The organism is Qipengyuania sp., from assembly GCF_042095715.1.
In the GTDB taxonomy this organism is placed as follows: Bacteria; Pseudomonadota; Alphaproteobacteria; order Sphingomonadales; family Sphingomonadaceae; genus Qipengyuania.
The window spans coordinates 33,332-49,098 of sequence record NZ_JBELMO010000017.1; the positions used below are offsets into that span (position 1 = coordinate 33,332).

Below are 15,767 nucleotides of genomic sequence, written 5' to 3' on the forward strand. Positions count from 1 at the left end.
CCAACTCAAGTGGCGATTTTTCGCCGATTGGCAAGGCTGGGCACCTGGCTCCGCACTGCCGAGATGCGCGACAAATCGATTTCCGCAAAGCCAAGACCGGGCTTGTCGTCACCCATGTCGAGCAGGACTTCCCCCCATGGGTCGACCACCAGACTGTGGCCATAGGTGCGCCGCCCATCCTCATGCTCACCCACTTGAGCCGCCGCGACGACATATGCGCTCGATTCGATTGCCCGCGCCCGCAAGAGCACATGCCAGTGGGCATCGCCGGTCGGCACGGTAAAGGCGGCCGGGATCGCGATTACATCACAGCCCTTGCGGCCCAGCGCATCGTAAAGCGCGGGAAAGCGAAGATCGTAACATATCGAGAGGCCGACCCGGATCGTCTCGTCCTGCTCTCCGGTTTCCGTCGTCCTTTGGACCGCAAGATCTTGCGTAACGACCTCGGTACCCGGGCGATAGGCGTTCGATTCGCGCCAGCTTTCCCCATTCGCGAGGTCCACGTCGAACATATGCATTTTGTCGTAACGCGCGACCACGCCTTCGCCGCTCGGCGAAAAGATCATCGAGCGATTGGCCCAGCGCCCGTCCGGCGTCGCCACCGCCATGGAACCCAGACAGATGTGAGTGCCGCTATTTTTGGCAAGATCGACCAGTGACGAGACGAAAGCACTCTCTGCTTCGCTCGCGATCTTTGAAGCGGCACGCTTGCGGTCACGATCGAGGAGCATCGACATTTCGGGTGTGAACAGCACGTCTGCTCCACCGTCCGCGGCAGCGAAAGCGGCGTCCCTGATGGCCTCGAAATTCGCATCGGAATCGATGCCCGAATTCATCTGAAGCACGGCAATCCGCATCAGGTCACGCCGTCAGCATTTCATCCAGCTTCCCCTGACTTTCCAGTGCCGCAAGATCGTCGGATCCGCCGACGTGCATATCACCGATGAAGATCTGGGGAACGGTGCGCGCCGCCGGCGCGCGCGACAGCATTTCATCGCGCTTTTCACCCCCGAATGTAATGTCATGCTCGGTATACTGAACGTCCTTCGAATCGAGCAGGCGCTTGGCGCGGGCGCAGAAACCGCAACCGAATTTGGTGTAGATGGTGACTTCGGGCTGGGACATCGCAGCTTCCTGAATTGCTTCGTTCGATCCTGTGCGCTGCACACTTGAAAGGCAAGTGCGCGCACTTATCTGGAATGTATCCGGCAGGACCACACGGTCTGCCGGGTGTGTATCGAAGGCGCCGGTTATTCGGGCCTTTGTTTAACGAATTGCTCAATGGAGGATTTGTTTCAATGAACCGACTTGATTTTACCCCTTATCGCCGCACCACCGTTGGTTTCGACCGTCTTTTCGATCTGCTCGAAAGTCAGGCACGCGGGAATTCCGGCGAAAACTACCCCCCTTTCAACATAGAGCGGCGCTGCGAGGACTCGTATCGCATCACGCTCGCCGTGGCCGGTTTTCGGTCCGACGATCTGGATATCACTGCGCAGCAGAATTTGCTGACCATCGTTGGCAAGAAGCGTGACGACGAGAGCGATGGCGAAATGCTGCACGTAGGCATCGCCAATCGCGGGTTCGAACGTCGCTTCGAACTGGCCGACTATGTGCGCGTGGCCAATGCTGACCTGGCGGATGGTCTGCTGGTCATCGATCTGGTGCGCGAAGTTCCTGAGGCCATGAAGCCCAAGAAGATCGCTCTGGGCAAGCAAGGCCTGGAGATCGTGCAGAAGGATGAAGGCGATACCAAAGCCGCCTGACAACCTTCGATAGTCTGAAAATCAATAGGGGGTGGTGCTTGCGCGCCACCCCCGCGACGTATGTACGCCGCCCTGCCTCGATATCGGCTGTCCGGGTCGCAAAAGACAGCCCGTGCCGAAGCAAGCTCTTGGTCTGAGGCGCTAGGCTGAAGATATCGCCGCGCCAGATCCTTCAGGCCTGCCGTGCCAAATTATTAGCATAAGATAAAGCGCATCGACAAACAGGTGCGCAGATCAGACTTTTCCGCCGATCTCGTTTGATTGATTTTCACCAATTAACCTAGGTAGTTAATGCTACTCAATCGAAGCGAAAAAAATCACACCAGTCGTGCCTGATCGAGCGCCGCGCCAATGAATCCAGCGAACAACGGGTGCGGATCGAACGGTTTAGACTTCAGTTCAGGGTGAAACTGCACCCCTATGAACCAGGGATGGTCTGGCCGTTCGACGATCTCGGGCAATAACCCGTCGGGAGACATCCCTGAAAAGATCAGGCCGTCCTTTTCCAGCGGCTCGATATATTTTCCGTTCACCTCGTAACGATGACGATGGCGTTCCGAAATCGACGTCGCCCCATCGTAGACGCTCGAAACCCGGCTGTTGCCATCGAGCTTGGCTTCATAAGCCCCAAGCCGCATCGTTCCGCCGAGATCCCCTTCCGCCTCGCGGGTCTGCAGGCCCTCCTCGCTCATCCACTCCGTGATGATGCCCACGACCGGCTCTTCGGTCTCGCCGAACTCGGTGGAGGATGCGTTCGAGAAGCCGGCAGTGCGGGCGCCTTCGATGCAGGCCATCTGCATTCCCAGGCAAATACCCAGGAACGGAACCTTGCGCTCGCGTGCGAAACGGACGCTGGCGATCTTCCCCTCGCTCCCACGCTCGCCGAACCCGCCTGGAACCAGGATGCCGTGCATCGGTTCAAGCCTGGCCGCCAGATCGGCATCGTTCCCCTCGAACAACTCCGCGTCCAGCCATTTGACGTGAACCTTGACCCGGTGCTTCATTCCACCGTGAATCAAGGCCTCGTTGAGGCTCTTGTAGGCATCGGGAAGACCGACGTATTTACCGACCACGCCGATCGTAACCTCGCCCTCCGGATGGGTGAAGCGATCCACCACATCGTGCCAGCGCGAAAGGTCCGGATCGGGGGCATCGTCAATGCGGAATGCCCGCAAGACTTCCGCGTCCAGCCCTTCGTGGTGATACTGCAAGGGTACGCTGTAGATCGAAGACGCATCAAGCGCCGGGATCACCGCTTCCTTGCGGACATTGCAGAACTGCGCGATCTTTCGCCGCTCGCCGTCGGGTATGGGATGCTCCGCCCGGCACAGCAGGATGTCCGGCTGAATGCCGAGGCTTGCCAGTTCGCGCACGGAGTGCTGCGTGGGCTTGGTCTTCAGTTCGCCCGCCGCCTTTATGTAAGGCACCAGGGTCACGTGCACGCTCACGCTCTGCTCCGGTTCCAGCTCGTTTCTCAGCTGCCGGATAGCCTCCATAAAAGGCAGGCCTTCGATATCGCCGACGGTGCCGCCGAACTCGCACAGAATGAAATCGTGATCGTCCTGATCCGCCAGCGCGAATGCCTTGATCGCATCGGTGACGTGAGGGATGACCTGAACCGTCGCGCCGAGATAATCGCCCCGCCGTTCGCGCGCGATGATCTCCTGATAAATCCGGCCCGACGTCACGTTATCCGCCTGCTTGGCGGAAACGCCCGTGAAGCGTTCGTAGTGCCCGAGATCGAGGTCGGTTTCGGCCCCGTCATCGGTCACATAGACCTCGCCGTGCTGATAGGGGCTCATGGTCCCCGGATCGACGTTCAGATAGGGATCGAACTTGCGAATGCGGACCTTGTAGCCCCGCGCTTGCAAAAGGGCGCCAAGCGATGCCGCCATGAGACCTTTGCCGAGCGAGGAGACCACGCCGCCGGTGATGAAAATATACCGCGCCATGGGAGGCGAGCCTTAGTCAGAGTGAGGGATTCGGCGCAAGTGGGAACTGCCCGCTTTCAGGCGGGAAGACGCACGATCCACAGAAATCGGCGGATCAGTTGGCGAGCGGATCCGATTCCGCCGGAGCGGTCGTCGATTCAGGCGCGGACGCCGGAGGCGGCGCTGCCAGCGGGTCTACCGGAGCAGCCGGAGCGGCGGTGCGGTCGAGTGTCGTCTCCAGGTCGCCAGTGCCGGCACCTTCCACTGCCATGGCGGCGAGGATGATCGAAAGGGCCACGAAAAGCACCGCGAGCCATTTGGTTGCCCGAGTCAGGAAGTCAGCGGCACCGCGTGCGCTCAACATGCCGGTGGGGCTGCCCCCGATCCCCAGCCCGCCCCCTTCGGAACGCTGCATGAGGACGACGCCGACCAGAGCGGCGGCGACGATGGCCTGGATGACGGTGATGAAGAGAAACATGCGTAGGGGTCCGTTCGGAATGGATCGTCGGGTATGTAAGCGCCGCCCACCGGGCGGGCAAGGTCAACCCTGATCGTCGTCGACTGCGGCGTGGACGATGCCGAGAAAGCTTTCGGCGGACAGGCTCGCTCCGCCGACAAGAGCGCCGTCGACATTCTCGAGAGCCAGGATGTCGCGGGCGTTTTCCGGCTTGACCGAACCGCCATAGAGAATGCGAACCTGCCGTGCGGTTTCCTCGCCGAAAGTTTCCACTAGAAGCTGGCGGATCGCACCATGCATTCCCTCTATATCGTCGGGCTCGGCGGTGCGCCCCGTGCCGATCGCCCAGATCGGCTCGTAAGCGATCGTCAGGCGTTCCGCTGGCTCCTCGACGAGGTGGAGCGCGGAGCGAAGCTGACCCAAAACGAACGCTTCTGCCTCGCCGGCGTCGCGCGTTTCCAGGCTTTCGCCGCAGCACAGGATGATGCGCAGCCCGGCATCGAGCGCCGCCGTCATCTTCGCGGCAATCAGCTCATCGCTTTCCGCGTGGTCCGTGCGGCGCTCGCTGTGGCCGAGAATGACGAATTTGGCGCCCGCATCGGCAGCCATAGTCGCCGAGATGTCGCCTGTATGCGCACCGTCAGGCTTGGCATGGCAATCCTGCGCGCCGACACCGATCTGCTCGACTTCCTTATGAACCGCGTGAATCAGCGTGAAAGGCGGTGCCAGTGCGACCTCGGCCTTCATCAGGCGCTGCGCGGCGCGGTCGATCGCGCGCGCTTCGGAGAGCATCGCCCGCCCGCCGTTCATCTTCCAATTACCCACGATATAGGGCCTCTCGGCCATAGTCTGTCCCGTCCTTTGTGGATGTAGCGCCGCAACAGCATGGCGGCCGGTCGGGCTCGCTAGCCGAGAGCAGCCGATCAGTCAAAACCCTTTGAGAGAGTGTTGTGCCCGCGCGACAGGGTCGATAAAGCGCGCGGCTGCACTCCCCCTCACGATCCAACGCAAGCGATCCGGCCAACTTCCATGCTCAGTTTTTTCCGTAATATCTTCAAGTCCAAGCTGGGATTGCTTCTCACGCTGGTATTTCTCGGCCTGATTGCATTGGCGTTTGCCAGTGCCGATGTCGCCAACACCGCCGGGGGCGGACAGGGCCTCTCAACCGGGGAAAACGCCGCGGTGGTGGGGGAGACCGAGATTACCCAAACCATGCTGGCGCGCGCCGCCAGCGCGGCCCTGGAGCGTGCTCGCGAACAGAATCCCACGCTTTCCATGCCAGCCTTCATTGCCCAGGGCGGGTTGCAGGCGACTCTAAATCAGCTCATCGATCGGGCGGCCATTTCCGAATATGCGCGCCTTCAGGGCCTGCGCGCCGGCGACAATCTGGTGAACAGCGAGATTCGCCAGATCGGGGCCTTCCGCGGTGCCGACGGCAATTTCAGTGCCGACGCCTACAAGGCTGCACTTGCCGCCCAGGGCATTTCCGATGGCATGGTGCGGGACGATCTCGCCAGCGGCCTTCTGGCCCAGCAGTTGCTTGGCTCCTCGTCCGTTGGCCTGCGTTACCCTCAGGCAGCAACGACCCAATACGCTCGTCTTTTCAAGGAAAGGCGGACCGGTTCCATCGGGTTGCTCTCATCCGCTGCCTTTGCACCAACGGGCGATCCGGACGCGGCAACCCTGTCCCAATTCTATCAGTCGGCACGCTCGCGATTCATACGCCCCGAGCGCCGGGTTCTGAGATATGCCCTGTTCGGACCGGCCCAGGTGCAGGGCCGTATTGCGCCGACCGAAGCGGAAATAACCGCGCGTTATCAGGAAAACATCGCGCAATATCGCGCCCGGGAGCAGCGAAGCTTCACCCAGCTGGTTGTGCCTACGAAGCAAGCTGCCGATGCAATCGTGCAGCAGGTCGCAGGGGGCACATCGCTGGATGCGGCCGCCCGCGCAGCGGGGCTGCGAACCTCGCAACTCTCCGATGTCGGCCGCGCCAGCCTCGTCGACAGTGCCTCGGAAGCGGTTGCCAAGGCCTATTTCGAAGCGGCCGAGGGCAGCCTTACCGCACCGGCGCGGAGCGCACTTGGCTGGCAGATCGCAAGGGTGGACAATGTCGAAAGGATAGCGGGCATCTCTCGTGACGCCGCAGCGCCGGCCATTCGCGAATCGTTGACCGCCGAAAACCGCGTCCGCGTCTTGTCCGATCTGGCCGCGCGGGCCGAAGAGGAGCTCGATGGGGGTGCGACGCTGGCCGAAATCGCGCGCGAAATCGGAGTAGAGCCCAAGTCGACTGCACCGCTCACGGCGGATGGGCGGGCCTACGCCGCCGGTACGACGGAGGGTGTGCCTGACGATCTGCGTCCGGTGCTGGCCACTGCATTCCAGATGGATGAATCGATGCCGCAGGTGGCGCAGGTTCCGGACACGGAGTCTTTCGTAATCTTCGAGGTGAACAGAATTACGCCGTCTGCCGTTGCTCCGCTTGCGGAAATAAGGGACGATGTAACGAGCGTTTGGCGGCAGTCGGTGGGATCGCAGCGCGCCAAGGCTGCGGCCGACCGTATTCTGGCCAAGGTTGGCAAGGGATCGACTCTTGCAGCCGCGATGGCAGCCGAAAAGGTTTCGATTCCCGCTCCTGAGAATGTCTCGATGACGCGCCAGGCGCTTCTGGAACAGGGGGGACGTACACCTCCTCCGCTGGCCCTGTTGTTCAGCATGGCGCAAGGTACGGCAAAGCGTCTCGAAGCGCCCGCGAATGCCGGCTGGTATGTTGTCGATCTCGACCGGGTCGAGCTTGGCAAACTCGAAAACAACGATCCGATCGCGGCGCAGATCAACAGCGAGCTTTCGACCGCTTTCAGCCAGGAGCTGGCGCAGCAGGCCGTCTTGGCGATGCGCGAGGCTGTCGGGGTTGCGCGCAATCCCGAGGCGTTGGAGGCTGTGCGCAGGCAGCTTACCGGCGAGAACTGATCCTGTCGGGACGGCCCATTCCATGAGCAATCAGCAGCCGGAGGGCGCGGCGCGGGCGCGAGAATGCCTGGCAAGTGGCAACCCAGCGCTGGTGTGGCGCCGAGTGGTGGCGGACACGCTAACTCCGGTGGGCGCCGCATTGCGGCTGATCGAGCTTGGCCGCGGCGATTTCCTGCTGGAATCGGTGGAAGGCGGGCAGTCGCGCGGTCGCTACAGTTTGCTGGGCATCGATCCCGACCTGGTGCTGCGAAGCGCTCATGGCCAGACCGAGCTGAACAGGCGGTGGAAAACCGATCGTGAGGCATTTGTGGCCGTTGACGGCGATCCGCTTTCGGAACTGCGCGAACTGCTCGCCACCTGCCGCATCGACGTGCCAGAGGGGCTGCCCCCTGCGCTTGCATGCGTGGTCGGCTATTTTGCCTATGAAACCGTGGGACTGGTCGAAGATATCGACCGGCCGCAAGCTCCCGGTATCGGCCTGCCCGATCTTCTGTTCGTTCGTCCTACCCTTCTTCTGGTGTTCGACAATCTCGGCGAGGAGCTGTTCTGCATCGCGCCGATCTGGAAAGCGGAAGACGCGGACCTCGCCATTTCCGCCGCATCCGAACGGATTGACAGCGCGCTCTCGCGACTGACGGCGTCTCTACCCCCTGAACCGCGCCTCGCTCAGGAGCCGCCCGAAGCTCTTCTCGCACCGCAGGTCGACCCCGCCGACTATCGGGATATGGTGCTGAGGGCGAAGGATTACATCGCGGCAGGGGACATCTTCCAAGTGGTGCTGGCTGAGCGCTTCACGTGTCCGTTCCCCCTGCCCCCGCTATCCCTTTATCGTGCGCTGCGCCGGGTCAATCCGTCCCCGTTTCTCTACTTCCTCGATCTGCCGGACTTTGCGGTCGTCGGCTCCAGTCCCGAAATTTTGGTGCGTGTGCGTGACGGCGAAGTCACCGTTCGACCTATCGCGGGAACCCGGCCAAGAGGTGCCACTCCGTCCGCGGACCGCGCCGCCGAAACGGACCTTCTGGCCGATCCCAAGGAATGCGCTGAACATCTGATGCTGCTCGACCTGGGCCGCAACGATGTCGGCCGGGTTGCGGCTCGGGGCAGCGTTTCGGTGACTGACAGCTTCACCATCGAACGATACAGCCATGTCATGCATATTGTTAGCCAGGTCGTGGGCAAGCTCGACCCAAGCCGCGATGCCGTCGATGCGCTTTTTGCCGGATTCCCAGCCGGCACCGTGAGCGGCGCGCCCAAAATCCGCGCGTGCCAGATCATCGCAGAACTGGAGCCGGAGGCACGCGGCGCCTATGCCGGTGGCGTGGGCTATTTTGCGCCCGATGGCTCGATCGATAGCTGCATCGTGCTCCGCACGGCAGTGGTGAAGGATGGTATAATGCATGTGCAAGCCGGAGCGGGCATCGTCGCCGACAGCGACCCGGAGTCCGAACGCAAGGAATGCGAGGCGAAGGCAGGAGCGTTGCGCGCAGCGGCCGCTGAGGCATTCCGTCTCGCTGGCGAAACGGGGTACGGTCAATGAAGCCCTTCTTCGCGATCCTGACAGGTTTCGCCGTGCTTACCGGGTGTCAGCCGGAGCCTGCGGGAGAGGCCGTGGCACGCGTGGAAGTCGGAGCCACCGGACCTGCGTCCCCCGCACCTTCCCCCGGCGCGATGGTCGGCAGCGCAGTGGAAAGCGCCTGCCGATCAATCATTTTCGAGAACACATCGCTTACCGATTGCATCGCCGTCCCCACGCGGCACCGCATCGCGACGGCGCTCGCCGATGGTGAAGGCAAGATTTTCCGAAGCCTCTCAGCCTTTGCTGCCACCCGCGAGAAAGGCGATATAGCCTTTGCGGTCAACGCCGGCATGTACGACGATGACGGCGCCCCCATCGGCTATTTCGTCGAAGATGGTAATCGCCTCCAGACGCTCAATACCAACGACGGCGAGGGCAATTTTCACATGAAGCCCAACGGCGTGTTCTTCGGCACGGGCGACCGCTGGGAAGTGCGCAGCACCGAGGATTTTCTGGCGAACGTCCAGGACCGCCCTGACTTCGGCACACAGTCCGGCCCGATGCTCGTCATCGATGGAAAACTGCATCCGGACATCACGCAAGATGGCCCGTCGAAGGCCATCCGCAATGGGGTGGGAGTTGACGACAAGGGCCGGGCTCACTTCGTCATCTCCAACGCGCCGCTCAGCTTCGGCAAGCTGGCGCGCTTCTACCGCGACGAATTGAAGATCGACAACGCGCTCTACCTGGACGGCAACGTATCTGAGCTTTGGAATCCCACTACCGAACGGCTGGACACCGGCGCCCCGATCGGGCCGATCCTGGTCGTCGAACGTAAGGTGCCCGATGATGAATGACGCCCACCGCTCTCTCTACCCGGAAATCGAGCCATACGAGGCCGGCATGTACGAGGTTGGCGAGGGCCATTCGCTCTATTACGAACGGGTCGGCACGCGCGGCGCGAAGCCGGCGGTGTTCCTGCATGGCGGTCCGGGCGGCGGAATGAGCCCTAATCATCGCCGCCAGTGGGACCCGGACCTCTACGATGTGCTGCTTTTCGACCAGCGCGGCTGCGGCAAGTCGACGCCCTTCGCCGAGATAGAGCACAACGACACCTGGCGCATCGTGGAAGATATCGAAAAGCTGCGCAAAATGTGCGGGCACGACGCATGGCAGGCCTTCGGCGGAAGCTGGGGATCGACGCTCGCGCTTGCCTATGCGCAGAGATATCCCGAACGCGTGACCGAACTGGTTCTGCGCGGGGTTTTCCTGGCGCGGCAGAAAGAAAAGGATTGGCTCTACACCTATGGTGCGAGCGAGATCATGGCCGAGCAGTGGGACGATTTCACCGGCCTCATTCCCGAAGACGAGCGGGGCAATCTCGTACAGGCCTATTACGATCGTCTCACCAGCGATAACGAACAGGTCCGTCTATCGGCTGCACGCGAATGGTCGCTATGGGAAGGCAGCGTTGCCACACTGCTGCCCGATCCCGCTCTGATGGACAGCTTCGGCGATCCGGGCAAAGCGGTGCCCTTCGCGCGCATCTGCGCCAAATTCTTCCTGGAAGATTTCTTCCTGGAAGAAGCGCAATTGCTCAGGGACGTCGCCAAGATACGCGACATTCCCGGGATCATCGTTCAGGGCCGGCATGATATCTGCACCCCGCCGACATCGGCATGGGAGCTGAAGAAGGCATGGCCCGAAGCGGAACTGTGGATCGTCCACGACGCGGGGCACAGCGCAGGCGAATCTGGCATCATCGACGGTCTGGTTCGCGCGACCGACAAGCTGGCAGGCAAGCCACCGGCATGATCCTGGTCATCGACAATTACGACAGCTTTACCTTCAACCTGGTCCATTACCTGATGGAGCTGGGCGCCGAGGTTCGCGTGGAGCGCAACGACGCGCTGAGCGCTGCCGACGCTCTGCGAGCGAATGCGGCGGGTTTTCTCATCTCCCCCGGCCCCTGCACCCCCAATGATGCAGGGATCAGCCTCGATCTGGTCTCTGCCTGCGCCGATGCGGGCAAGCCCCTGCTCGGCGTCTGCCTCGGTCATCAGGCCATCGGCCAGCATTTCGGCGGCCGCGTGGTGCGCGGCGGGCTGATGCACGGCAAGACTTCGCCGGTCACGCATGACGGGTCGGGCGTGTTCGCTGGCCTACCCTCGCCGTTCACCGCGACGCGGTATCACTCGCTGATCGTCGAGGACGTTCCGGGGAGCCTCCAGATCAACGCCACCAGCGAGACCCCGGGGCTCGACGGCACGGCCGTCATGGGCTTCCGCCACGCCGAGCTGCCCATCCATGGCGTGCAGTTTCACCCGGAAAGCATCGCAACGGAACACGGACACGATCTCCTCGCCAATTTTCTGGCCATCTGCGGCATCGAAGTCGAGGCGGTGTCGGCATGAGGAAACTCCCCACAGCCGAAGCGCGCCTAGACAAGGACGAGGCGCGTGAGGTTTTCGGATGGATTCTCGACGGTGACGCCGCTGAGGATGATATTGCCCGGTTTCTGACCGACCTCTCCAGTCGCGGAGAGACAGCGGAAGAAATCGCCGGGGCGGCGCGCGCGCTGCGGGCGCGGTTGCTTCCGATCGCCGCGCCGACCGACGCCGTCGATTGCTGCGGCACCGGCGGGGACGGGCACCATACGCTCAACGTCTCCACGGCCGTGAGTTTGGTGGTAGCGGCCTGCGGCGTTCCAGTGGCCAAGCACGGCAACCGGGCCGCCAGCAGCAAGGCCGGCGCCGCAGACACGCTGGAACAACTCGGGCTGGATATGGACGCCGCCGGGCGCACCGCCGAACAGACGCTCACGGAACTCGGCATCTGCTTCCTTTTCGCGAAAAACCACCATCCTGCGATGGCGCGCATACAGCCCATCCGCCAGAAATTGGGCATCCGAACGATCTTCAACTTGATGGGTCCGCTTTCGAACCCCGCGCGTGTTTCAAGGCAACTTATCGGTATCGCGCGCCCTGCTTATGTTCCTATCTATGCCAAGGCCTTGGCGAGCCTGGGCACCACGCGCACGTTCATCGTTTCCGGCGACGAGGGGCTGGACGAACTGAGCTTGGCCGGGGGCAATGAAGTGGCGGCGGTGGAGGAGCACGATTTCGCGATGCGGCGCGTCGATGCGAGCGCCGCCGGGCTGGGCCATGCCCCGATCGAGGCGATCCGGGGCGGAGATGCAGCGCATAACGCCCGCGCGCTTGAAGCCCTCCTGCTCGGCACGCCCGGCCCCTATCGGGATGCGGTGCTGTTCAACGCAGCGGCAACGCTGATTGTGGCGGGTAAGACGGCGGACTGGGCGGAAGGTGCGGATATGGCCGGCGATGCCCTCGACAGCGGGCGCGCGCGGCAGCTTCTGGCTAACTGGATTGCGATGGCCCGATGAACAAGCTGGAGGAAATCTGCGCCTTCAAACGCGAGGAAGTGTCTGCGCGAAAGGGGCTTGCCACCCTGGACGACCTCGATCGCCGCGCCCGGCTCGCCGAGGCACCGCGCGGGTTTCGCAATGCCCTCGCCGCGAAGTCGCAGGACGGCTTCGGCCTGATCGCAGAAATCAAAAAGGCATCCCCGTCCAAGGGTCTGATCCGCGCGGACTTCCGCCCGCACCAGCACGCAATGGATTATGCCCGGGGGGGCGCGGCTTGCCTTTCGGTGCTGACCGATGCGCGTTTCTTCCAGGGGCATGAGGACTTTCTGATGGACGCCCGGGCAAGTTGCGCCCTTCCCGTCCTGCGCAAGGATTTCATGGTCGATCCTTGGCAGGTGGCCGAATCGCGCGCGATCGGGGCCGATGCCATCCTCATCATCGTCGCGGCGCTGGATGATCAGCAGATGGCGGAGATCGAAGCGGCGGCCATGGAGCGGGGCATGGACGTGCTGGTTGAAGTCCACGACGAAGCCGAAATGGAGCGAGCGGTGCGCCTCTCCTCCCGTCTGATCGGGGTCAACAACCGCGATCTGAAGACTTTTACGACCGATCTTGCCACTACCGAACGTCTCGCTGCCCTCGCGCCCGAAGGCGCGCTGCTGGTGGGCGAGAGCGGAATTGCCAGCCATGCGGATTGCGAACGCCTGGCGCGGTCCGGGGTGCGGAGCTTCCTTGTTGGCGAGAGCCTTATGCGAGAGGACGATGTCGAGGCGGCGACCCGCAGGTTGCTGAACGGCTAAAGTTCTGTCCTACATGGCGCGGTTTGTGCCATGCAAAGTGGATGTCATGCCCTCTAAAATCCGACTCGCCCACGCCGACGCAGGCGCCCCGCGTCGCTCTCGCTCGATACCAGTATTCTTCTGCCTGGGCCGTGGTCCAAGCGGTCCAGGTCTCGCCCGACAAGGACGCGAGCCTTGGATAACCGACTGACACATCTGGATGAATCCGGCGCGGCGCGCATGGTCGATGTAGGAGGCAAAACAGGAACCGCGCGAACGGCCACGGCCACGGGCTGCATCCGGATGAGCGGAGATGCGCTGGTCGCGATGTGGGATGGAACCGGGCCCAAGGGCGATGCGCTGGCCACCGCACGTATCGCAGGCATCATGGCAGCGAAGAAAACGGGCGAACTCATCCCGCTTTGCCACCCCCTGGCACTGGATGCCGTTTCGGTTGAATTCGCGAAAGAAAAAAACGGCATCCGGGTGACGTCCACGGCGTCGTTCAACGGACGCACCGGCGTGGAAATGGAAGCGATGACGGCAGTATCGATCGCCCTGCTCACTCTGTACGATATGGGCAAAGCGCTGGACAAGGGCATGATCATCGAAAGCGTGCGGCTGCTCGCGAAATCGGGCGGCAAGTCGGGCGACTGGCGCGCCGCGGAATGAGCGCCCCTATTCCGCTTGAAGAGGCCTGGGAGCGCCTGTTTAACCTGGCGGATCCGCTTGCCCCCGAGGACATCCGGATAGACGATGCTGGAGGACGATGGCTGGCTGCCGACCTTCGTGCCTTCCGGACCCAACCCTATGCCGATCTCTCCGCGATGGACGGTTTCGCGGTCTCGGGCCCCGGCCCCTGGGCCCTGGTCGGGGAAGCGCGCGCCGGCCATGAGTTTGATGGCGAGCTTTCTCCGGGACAGGCGGTTCGCATTTCCACCGGCGCCCGCTGCCCCGGTGGGACGGACGGGATCGTCATCGTCGAGGAGGGCGAGGTGGCTGGCGAGACGTTGACGGCCTCACCGCCGCGAGAAAACAAGCACATCCGCCGACGCGGCTTCGATTTTTCGGAAGGCGAGTTGCTGCTTGCAGCCGGAACTCGCCTGAGCCCCGCCCAGATCGCCCTCGCCCGTTCCGGTGGCCACGGCCTTGTACCTGTTGCCCGCCGCCCGCGCGTTGCAATCATCGAATGCGGTGATGAGCTCGTGGCGAACCCCGAAACCTGTCCGCCCGACAAATTACCGTCCTCCAACGGAGCGATGGTTGCCGCGATGGTCCGGGCGGCAAGCGCCGATGCAGACGTTATCGGCCCTCTTCCGGATGCGCGCAAAGAATTGACCGAGGCTGTCGAAGCAGCCGGGAATGCCGATGTCATCGTCACCACGGCAGGCGCATCGGTTGGCGCACACGATCACGTCTATGGCGCGCTAGAGGATTGCGGAGCGGACATCACGTTCTGGCGCGTGGCGATAAGGCCGGGCAAGCCGCTGATGGTCGCAAGGCTTGGAAAGCGGATCGTTATTGGCCTCCCGGGTAATCCAGTCTCGGCCTATGTGACCGCTTTCCTGTTTGTGCTCCCTCTCGTCAGGGCGCTACAGGGGGCGGTCAGATCCGTGCCTGCGGCCATCACGCTCCCGGTGTCGGATAGCCTGCCGGTAGGGGGAGACCGAAGGGAATTTTGGCGCTCTACCTTCGTCGATGGCTGGGCCAGGCCGCTGCCGCAAAGAGACAGCAGCGCCCTTAAGGCTCTGGCGCAAGCCGACCTTCTCATTGACCGACCCGCAGCCGCTCCGGAGGCACCGGCAGGATCCATGGTGAGTTGCTATTGGCTCGAAAACGGCGGACTGACTTGACGTTGCGTCCTTAGTTGCCTACTTGTTCCTCGTTCGTTCACCTTCCTTTTGCGGGAAGATCTCTTCGTAACGCAGGAGCGTACCCAATGCTGACGGCCAAACAGCACGAATTACTCCGGTTTATTCAAGTCCGCCTTGAGCAGACCGGGATATCCCCATCGTTCGAGGAGATGAAGGAAGCGCTTGATCTCAAGAGCAAGTCCGGCGTCCATCGCCTGATTTCCGCGCTTGAGGAGCGCGGCTTTATTCGCAGGCTGGCCAATCGCGCGCGTGCACTGGAAGTGATCAAGACTCCGGAGGAGGCGGTCTTGACGAGCCGTAGCGCGCCGGTCGCCGCCAACGATCGTGCGCCTGCAAAACCGTCACGCGTCGGCGCGCCGGCGCCCGCCAACGACGTGCTGGACATCCCGCTTCACGGTCGGATTGCGGCTGGCGCCCCGATCGAAGCGCTGGAGGGTCAATCGAGCCTGCAAGTTCCGGCAGCCTTGCTCGGCCCTGGCGAACACTACGCGCTAGAGGTTTCAGGCGATTCCATGATCGAAGCCGGGATTTTCGATGGCGATTACGCGCTGGTTCGTCGTACCGACACGGCGCGCGACGGCGAAATCGTCGTGGCTCTGGTCGACAATGAGGAAGCGACCCTGAAATATCTGCGCCGGGTGAATGGCAAGATCTGCCTCGATCCTGCCAATGGTGCCTATGAAGCACAGCTTTATGAACCGGCTCAGGTGGCCGTTCAGGGAAAACTGGCGGGACTTTTGCGCCGCTATCACTGATTGGGTTGGTAGGCTGAGGGCGCGCGGGTGGAGCCCCGCCCGTGCCACCAGCCATGGTCACCCTGGCTATCGGCGACCGCCTGCAGTGTGGGTGTCTTGTCGAGGAACAGGGCAAGGCCGCCCTGCTCGGCGAGATATCGGCGGTCGGCCTTGAGCCAGCGGGGGCGGCAGCTCCAGGGCATACTGCGGGCTGCGATCACGATGTCGGCGCGCGCGCAGGCCTCGATCAATTGCCTCGCCTCGACGTAGTGCTTGCTCCGCGCCACGAGGAGTTGCCATTCGCGCTCTCCCCTCTCGATGCGGACGGCGCAGAAATCGGCGCTGCATGTAGCAT

At 62.7% G+C, this 15,767-nt stretch carries 16 protein-coding genes and 1 pseudogene; 11 read left to right on the forward strand and 6 right to left on the reverse strand.

Going from position 1 to position 15,767, the window contains the following annotated elements; translation table 11 throughout:
• Positions 1 to 5 precede the first annotated feature (5 nt).
• Both ACFDTG_RS06355 and grxC read right to left on the reverse strand, forming a co-directional pair.
• Positions 6 to 860: a carbon-nitrogen hydrolase family protein gene (locus tag ACFDTG_RS06355; protein ID WP_375290192.1), complete on the reverse strand. Its 855-nt coding sequence runs from the start codon at positions 858 to 860 to the stop codon at positions 6 to 8.
• A gap of 1 nt (position 861) precedes the next feature.
• A complete protein-coding gene (gene grxC / locus ACFDTG_RS06360; protein WP_375290175.1) occupies positions 862 to 1,125 on the reverse strand; it encodes a glutaredoxin 3 in 264 nt (87 codons plus the stop codon).
• Positions 1,126 to 1,298: 173 nt separating this feature from the next.
• On the opposite strand from grxC, the gene ACFDTG_RS06365 reads away from it, so the two are divergent.
• Positions 1,299 to 1,766 carry an Hsp20 family protein gene (locus ACFDTG_RS06365; protein ID WP_375290176.1) on the forward strand — a complete coding sequence of 156 codons (468 nt, stop codon included), beginning with the start codon at positions 1,299 to 1,301 and terminating at the stop codon, positions 1,764 to 1,766.
• A 317-nt stretch (positions 1,767 to 2,083) separates the two neighbouring features.
• On the opposite strand, the gene ACFDTG_RS06370 is transcribed toward ACFDTG_RS06365, so the two are convergent.
• The 3 genes from ACFDTG_RS06370 to tpiA all read right to left on the reverse strand — a co-directional run bounded on the left by ACFDTG_RS06370 (position 2,084) and on the right by tpiA (position 5,000).
• Positions 2,084 to 3,718 carry a CTP synthase gene (locus ACFDTG_RS06370; RefSeq protein WP_375290177.1) on the reverse strand — a complete coding sequence of 545 codons (1,635 nt, stop codon included), beginning with the start codon at positions 3,716 to 3,718 and terminating at the stop codon, positions 2,084 to 2,086.
• A gap of 94 nt (positions 3,719 to 3,812) precedes the next feature.
• The gene (gene secG, locus ACFDTG_RS06375; RefSeq protein ID WP_375290178.1) at positions 3,813 to 4,175 is read right to left on the reverse strand and encodes a preprotein translocase subunit SecG; all 363 of its coding nucleotides are present in this window, start codon (positions 4,173 to 4,175) and stop codon (positions 3,813 to 3,815) included.
• A 63-nt stretch (positions 4,176 to 4,238) separates the two neighbouring features.
• Positions 4,239 to 5,000 carry a triose-phosphate isomerase gene (gene tpiA, locus ACFDTG_RS06380; RefSeq protein ID WP_375290179.1) on the reverse strand — a complete coding sequence of 254 codons (762 nt, stop codon included), beginning with the start codon at positions 4,998 to 5,000 and terminating at the stop codon, positions 4,239 to 4,241.
• A 183-nt stretch (positions 5,001 to 5,183) separates the two neighbouring features.
• Between tpiA and ACFDTG_RS06385 the strand changes: the two genes are divergently transcribed.
• From ACFDTG_RS06385 to lexA, 10 genes are all read left to right on the forward strand, one after another.
• Positions 5,184 to 7,124, forward strand: coding sequence for a SurA N-terminal domain-containing protein (locus ACFDTG_RS06385; protein ID WP_375290180.1), 1,941 nt, complete (start codon positions 5,184 to 5,186; stop codon positions 7,122 to 7,124).
• Positions 7,125 to 7,146: 22 nt separating this feature from the next.
• Entirely contained in the window at positions 7,147 to 8,661 is a 1,515-nt protein-coding gene (trpE, locus tag ACFDTG_RS06390; RefSeq protein WP_375290181.1) for an anthranilate synthase component I, read from the forward strand.
• The gene (locus ACFDTG_RS06395; RefSeq protein WP_375290182.1) at positions 8,658 to 9,497 is read left to right on the forward strand and encodes a phosphodiester glycosidase family protein; all 840 of its coding nucleotides are present in this window, start codon (positions 8,658 to 8,660) and stop codon (positions 9,495 to 9,497) included. Before trpE ends, ACFDTG_RS06395 begins: the two co-directional genes overlap by 4 nt.
• The gene (pip, locus tag ACFDTG_RS06400; protein ID WP_375290193.1) at positions 9,490 to 10,455 is read left to right on the forward strand and encodes a prolyl aminopeptidase; all 966 of its coding nucleotides are present in this window, start codon (positions 9,490 to 9,492) and stop codon (positions 10,453 to 10,455) included. Before ACFDTG_RS06395 ends, pip begins: the two co-directional genes overlap by 8 nt.
• Complete coding sequence (locus tag ACFDTG_RS06405) at positions 10,452 to 11,054, forward strand: anthranilate synthase component II (RefSeq protein WP_375290183.1); 603 nt, start codon at positions 10,452 to 10,454, stop codon at positions 11,052 to 11,054. Before pip ends, ACFDTG_RS06405 begins: the two co-directional genes overlap by 4 nt.
• Positions 11,051 to 12,043 (forward strand): anthranilate phosphoribosyltransferase, encoded by a 993-nt coding sequence (trpD, locus tag ACFDTG_RS06410; RefSeq protein WP_375290184.1) that lies wholly within the window; start codon positions 11,051 to 11,053, stop codon positions 12,041 to 12,043. Before ACFDTG_RS06405 ends, trpD begins: the two co-directional genes overlap by 4 nt.
• Positions 12,040 to 12,825: an indole-3-glycerol phosphate synthase TrpC gene (gene trpC / locus ACFDTG_RS06415; RefSeq protein ID WP_375290185.1), complete on the forward strand. Its 786-nt coding sequence runs from the start codon at positions 12,040 to 12,042 to the stop codon at positions 12,823 to 12,825. The genes trpD and trpC overlap by 4 nt, the downstream gene beginning before the upstream one ends.
• Before the next feature lie 174 nt (positions 12,826 to 12,999).
• Entirely contained in the window at positions 13,000 to 13,476 is a 477-nt protein-coding gene (moaC, locus tag ACFDTG_RS06420; RefSeq protein WP_375290186.1) for a cyclic pyranopterin monophosphate synthase MoaC, read from the forward strand.
• Positions 13,473 to 14,657 (forward strand): molybdopterin molybdotransferase MoeA, encoded by a 1,185-nt coding sequence (locus ACFDTG_RS06425; protein ID WP_375290187.1) that lies wholly within the window; start codon positions 13,473 to 13,475, stop codon positions 14,655 to 14,657. The genes moaC and ACFDTG_RS06425 overlap by 4 nt, the downstream gene beginning before the upstream one ends.
• An 86-nt stretch (positions 14,658 to 14,743) precedes the next feature.
• A complete protein-coding gene (gene lexA / locus ACFDTG_RS06430; RefSeq protein ID WP_375290188.1) occupies positions 14,744 to 15,433 on the forward strand; it encodes a transcriptional repressor LexA in 690 nt (229 codons plus the stop codon).
• Here the strand turns inward: lexA and ACFDTG_RS06435 are convergent.
• Positions 15,427 to 15,767, reverse strand: a pseudogene (locus tag ACFDTG_RS06435) (metal-binding protein); the annotation flags it as partial. The gene lexA and the pseudogene ACFDTG_RS06435 sit on opposite strands and share 7 nt — an antisense overlap.